The organism is Guyparkeria halopsychrophila, from assembly GCF_044582135.1.
Lineage (GTDB): Bacteria > Pseudomonadota > Gammaproteobacteria > Halothiobacillales > Halothiobacillaceae > Guyparkeria.
In genome coordinates this window covers 1-5,615 of sequence record NZ_JBDODP010000041.1, presented here as the reverse complement: position 1 = coordinate 5,615, position 5,615 = coordinate 1, and the positions used below count along the sequence as shown (strand labels likewise).

General features: G+C 62.1%; 3 protein-coding genes. All 3 read left to right on the top strand.

Annotation, left to right across the window (positions count from 1 at the left end; all coding sequences use genetic code 11):
* The first annotated feature begins 1,125 nt into the window (after window positions 1–1,125).
* Window positions 1,126–2,769, top strand: a complete 1,644-nt coding sequence (locus ABGV18_RS11325; RefSeq protein ID WP_396586126.1) for a hypothetical protein — start codon at window positions 1,126–1,128, stop codon at window positions 2,767–2,769.
* A gap of 388 nt (window positions 2,770–3,157) precedes the next feature.
* On the top strand, window positions 3,158–3,703 hold the full coding sequence (locus ABGV18_RS11320) for a GNAT family N-acetyltransferase (protein ID WP_396586125.1): 546 nt from the start codon (window positions 3,158–3,160) through the stop codon (window positions 3,701–3,703).
* 432 nt (window positions 3,704–4,135) lie between these two features.
* The coding region (locus ABGV18_RS11315) for a chemotaxis protein CheB (RefSeq protein ID WP_396586124.1) at window positions 4,136–5,615 on the top strand (1,480 nt) is incomplete at its 3' end.

Sequence of the window (5,615 nt, the reverse complement as noted above, 5' to 3'; positions counted from 1 at the left end):
CTGCGCAGCGGCCCCGACCGCTGTGGGAAGGGTGATCAAGGCCGGTAGTAGTCTTTTCCACATCATCGTGGCCCTCCTTGGCTTTAAAGCTCTCGGAATACGGGTGGACGGAATCGGGAACCGTTGCTGGTTAATTAGAAATTCATTAAATACTTGACTGTATGGTTTTCTCGAAAGGCGTTGGTTACATCAATAGCACAGTTATTGGTTGTGAGTACAACATACGTTCCTCTGTCACAAGATCATCGAAAAGTTTTTAGTGATTCACAAGCCCGGATTGGCGTGAGGCGATGGTCATGGCAGACCGGTGAGAGTGCGCTGCCGGGGTGGCGCGTCGGTCCTGTCCGGGCCGTCCCGGACCATGATGGCGCCATCCGGCGGGCCGGGAATGGTTGTGAATCCGGTGCGCTTCTTCCCTGTTGGAATGCGTGGCGATGATGGGGTGTGACTAAAGACCGGGCGTGAAATGTGGTTATTTCCCGAGAAGCCGCGTGATTCATACGGTCATTTGTACTGGAGATTTCCGTGCTGTCATTGTGGGTATTTCCCCGAGTCCCGCATGGGTGTGCCGATTGTCCGTTGTGAGAGTGGACCTGGTTTCGCCTGGCATGGCGAATCGATGTGTCGATTATGCCGGATAATATCCGAGACGGATTAGCTTCCCGCTGACCGAGGTGGTTTCCCGAATGCTGCGGACCGTCCTGTGCCATTGCAGCCGGAGAGTTAAGGGTTCGTCAGTTGCCTGTTTGGCGCTTGCTCCTTGAGATAGGCCCGCGGTTCAGGTTCGGGGGCTTGTTGGGCACTGGCGTGTGGACGACCTGGGGGAGCGCAATGCGGGGCGGCCGGCGGGCGCTGGAGTATCCCCCTGCTCGTGACGGAAGGCAGCTTGCGTGAGCACGGAGGTGAGTCAACCGGGCCGCTGATATGGGAGGACAGCGCCCTGAGGGGTCAGAACCGTTTCTTCGCGCCTCGGCGGCCGAAACAAACGGCGGTGGCTCTTGTGCCGCACTTCGGCTATACCCAATAGCAGCGCCCTGGGTGAGAGGTCATGTTCCTGGGGGTATCGAGAAGTTTGATTCCGAAGAATCCTCGTCGGCGGAAGACCCGCCAAAGGAGAACCCGTCGATGAACGTATCCGGCTCGCTGCTCGCTCTCTTTCTCGCGGTTCCCGCCGCGGTCGCACAGGCCGGTCAGGCCTCGCAGGGCTTATCGCTCGAAGGGGTTCACAACCAGGAAGCGGTGGTTCCGTCGCAGTGCTACACGCGTACGGAGGGCCGCTTCAATCCCTGTTACACCTGCCACCAGAGCTATCAGGACTCGGAACGGCCGAACTTCATGGACGATGCCCGGCTGCAAGGCGAGTACGACTTTACGGATTTCGCCATGACCAACCACTGGACGAACCTGTTCCGGGACCGCGCCGACAAGGTCAAGTCGATCAGCGACGAGGAGATTTCGGCCTACATCGCGGAGGACAACTACTCCGCCTTGGCCGGGCGGCTGGAGTCCCTGGGCTGGGAAGGCTTCATTCCCGATCTGGATGGCTTGCAGCTGGCCAACGAGGCGTTCGACGAGCACGGTTTTGCGCGGGACGGCAGCGGGTGGGTGGCGTTCAACTACAAGCCGCTGCCGAGTACCTTCTGGCCGACCAACGGCTCGACCGACGACGTCATGCTGCGGTTGCCGGAGAACTTCCGGCAGGCCAGTTGCCAGGACGAGGACGGCTATTCCGTCGATGCCTACCGCGCCAACCTGGCCATCCTGGAGGCGGCGATCAAGGATCTCGCCGAGATCGAGAGCCTGCCGGTCGACGAGAACGCCGTCTGCGCGGATCTCGACGGGGACGGTGAGCGGACCGTGATCAGCCGGCTCTCGCGGCCGACGCACTACGTGGGTGATGCCAAGGACGTGCCAGTGGCGGCGATGATCTACCCCGAAGGCACCCAGTTCCTGCACACGGTGCGCTACGTGGGCGTTTCCGAGGACGGGGAGATCACGCACACGCCGCGCATGAAGGAGCTGCGCTACATGAAGAAGCTTGCCTTCCATGACCGTGACGAGCTGCGCGAGATCTACGAGCAAGAGACCGGCGGCGAGGAAGGTGCCGAAGCGGTCGAGGACGCCCCCGCTGAGGAAAAGCCCGACGAGGAACGACTCGATTCGTTCAGCGACACTGGCCACGGCCTGACGAACAACTTCGGCTGGCTCGTGCTCGGCTTTATCGAGGACAAGCAGGGGGATCTCCGCCCGCAGACCAAGGAGGAGCAGTTGTTCTGCATGGGATGCCACAGCACGGTCGGCGCCACCATCGACCAGACCTTCGCCTTCCCCCGCAAGGTCACCGGCGGCGAAGGCTGGGGTTATCTCGATCTCAAGGGGATGGCCGACGCCCCCAACGTGGGCGAGATCGACGGTGAGATTCTGACCTACTTCGAGCGTGTGGGAGGCGGCAGCGAGTTCCGCCACAACCCCGAAATGCAGGCCAAATGGTTCACGGACGAGGGCGAGGTCGACCGGGCCAAGGTCAAGGCGGCGGACGTGTACACCCTGATAACGCCATCCCCTGAGCGCGCGCTGAGGTTGAACAAGGCCTACCGCGTGATCGTCGACGAGCAGAGCTACATCCATGGGCGCGATGCGACCATGGTGCCGGTGGAGAATGTCTTCGAGGAAATAGATGCCGAGGAGTCTCCGTTACCGGACGAGCTGCATTATGACTGGGACATCCGGCTGGACTGGTCGAAGAAGTCGGGTGTTGCCCAGAAGTGAACCTTAAGGAACCTCTGCACGCATCCGATACCGCTCTGCGCGCTTTGAGCCGAGCAGGTGCCAGACGCTTGCCAGGCGCTCGTCCGCCGCGGAATAATCATAAGGGGACAGCGCAGCAGATGGCCGGCCCAAAGCGCGCCCTGTGGGGCCAGGCGAGTCGCCCGTGCTCGGTGTTGCGCCGTCTTGACGTGGCCACCGGCACGCCGGCGACGACGCGCCTTGATCACGAACGACTCGCCAGGCCAGAGAGGCACCGGATCCGTGCAGAGGTTCCTTAGGGGCAAAGAGAAAATGGAAAAGGATCAGAACCCTTTCACTTGTCGTCTGGTACCGGGGTCGCGGCGGCGCTCTCGCGTCCCACGTTCTTCCATAGATTCGGTTGAGCACCGTGGATAACCCCATCACCATTCGTCCCGAAAGCCCCGGGGATGTCGACGCCATTACCGAGGTGACCGAGGCCGCCTTCGCGACGCTCGAGGTCAGCGGTCACACCGAGCAGTACATCATCGAGGCCCTGCGTGCCGCCGGGGCGCTGAGCGTGTCGCTGGTCGCCGAGCGCGATGGCCGGGTGGTCGGTCACATCGCCTGCTCGCCGGTGGGCATGTCCGACGGCACGCCCGGCTGGTACGGATTGGGGCCGGTCTCGGTGTTGCCCGAGTACCAGCGCCAAGGCATCGGCAAGGCCCTGATCCGCGCGGGGCTGGCCCGACTCAAAGACCTCAACGCCCGCGGCTGTTGCCTCGTCGGCCACCCGGAATACTACTGCCAGTTTGGTTTCGAAAACCCGTCCGATCTCGCCATCGATGGCGTCCCGCCCGATGTCTTTTTCGTGCTGTCGTTCGACGGCCCCATTCCGCGCGGCACCGTCACCTTCCATGAGGCATTCACGGCGCAAGGCCCCGTGCGTCGTTCTCCCGATGCCGAGGACGGTTGACGCACGGTTTCGACGGACATCACGGCTCGTCACGTCAAAACGACGGGCCTTGTTGTTTCCGCAGGATCGCCGCCTGCGCGCGTCAATGGGCATGCGATGGGGCAGAAGGCCTTGATCCACCGTTGGGGTCGAAGTGGCTGGCGGCTGCCTCGCGGCGGATGGGCCAGGCGGCCTCGACGGAGATGGCTTGCCCATAAGGGGGTGATAGAGGGTCTGGCCTACGTAACCGGCGGATAGCAGGGATGCGGTCGGCCAATGTGGCGCGTCGTTTTCGGGCCAGAAATCAGTCACGTACAGACGCCGGGAACATTGCGTAGCCAGGAAACGTCGGCGGTTTCCTTTGCCTGCCGCGTCCCCGCTCTCGAGGACCAAATGCTTCCTGGATGCCTTCCATAAAGGCGCGTTTCCCCGCTGCCAGACCCACGGACCGGCATGGGTCTCGCCGTTGCATCCGCTCCCGCTCAAGTGCTTCGTCCACCCATTGATGGCGGTCCGTGGTTGGCCTGCCGAACCCGTTGCGTTTCAGCACCTCGTGGACGGCCTGCGGGTCTCTGCCGCGGGGCGGCGGCCATTGAATCAGCACGGTGTGGTAACTTTGAGCCGATGAGTAGAGATAAGCCTGAGTCCTCAAAAAGCGGGGCCGTAATGGACGAAAGGGCTTTGGTGCCCGTGGTGGGGATAGGGGCCTCGGCCGGCGGTCTGCATGCGTTGCAGAAACTGCTCCATGAGTTGGACTCCGGCCTTCCTTTCGCCTTCGTCGTGCTGCAGCACGTTGCTCCGACCCACGTGAGCATGATGACCGAGCTGCTCGGAGGTGAGGGCCGGCTGCCGGTCGAGAGCATGCGTGATGGTTCGCGGCCTGCCGCCGGCACCGTCTACGTGGTTCCGCCCAACGCCGATGCCGCGATTCATGATGGTCTTTTCCGTGTGCAGAGCCCGGCTTCGGTGGGCGGGCCTCGGCCATCAATCGATGACTTTTTCGTTTCGCTCGCCGCGGACCTGGGCGAGGATGCGGTCGGGGTCGTGCTTTCGGGCAGCGGTTCGGATGGAACGGCGGGCTTGCGCGCGATTCAGAGCGCCGGCGGGATCACGTTGGTGCAAGAGCCGTCGACTGCCGAGTACGAATCGATGCCGCAGTCGGCCATCGACTCCGGGGTCGCTGACGTTGTTCTCACTCCGGTGGATATGGCGGGCAAGATTGGCGAATTGGCCGGGCTTTATCAAAAAACACACTCGACGGAACACGAGCCGGAGCATGAGGTGCCTATCCGTCTGCTGGTGTTGCTCAAAAAGCGGCGCGGAACGGACTTCTCCGGCTACAAAAAGGGCACCGTGTTTCGACGCTTACAGCGGCGTCTTTTCGCCACCGGTTGTGCGGATATCGAGGCCTACCTCGATCACGTCAAGCATCACCCGGAGGAACTGGATGCCTTGGCCAAGGAGATCCTGATTTCGGTGACATCGTTCTTTCGTGACCCGCAATCATTCGAGGCCTTGGCAAAACAGATTGAGCGGGTCACCGAGGAGGCAAGCCAGGCTGAACGCGAGATTCGCGTATGGGTACCCGGCTGTGCCACCGGAGAGGAAGCCTATTCGATTGCCATCCTGTTCGACGAGGCCTTCGATCACGTGGCACACCGGCCCGCGATCCAGATCTTCGCCACCGATATCGACGCGGATGCCCTGATCATCGCCCGCCGTGGTGTCTATCCCGCCGCGGCCTTGGAAATGCTCCCGGAGGCGCAGCTAAGACGGCATTTTCAGCGCGTCGATCATGCCTATCGCGTGACCGAACGCCTGCGCAGCATGCTGGTCTATGCCGAGCACAACCTCATCAGCGACCCGCCTTTCCCGCGGCTGGATCTGATCGCCTGTCGTAATGTCCTGATCTATTTCGATAGCCAGTTGCAGT

Coding starts and splice junctions, on each gene's coding strand:
- ABGV18_RS11325 (WP_396586126.1), top strand. CDS start 1,126: ATGAACGTATCCGGCTCGCTGCTCGCTCTCTTTCTCGCGGTTCCCGCC.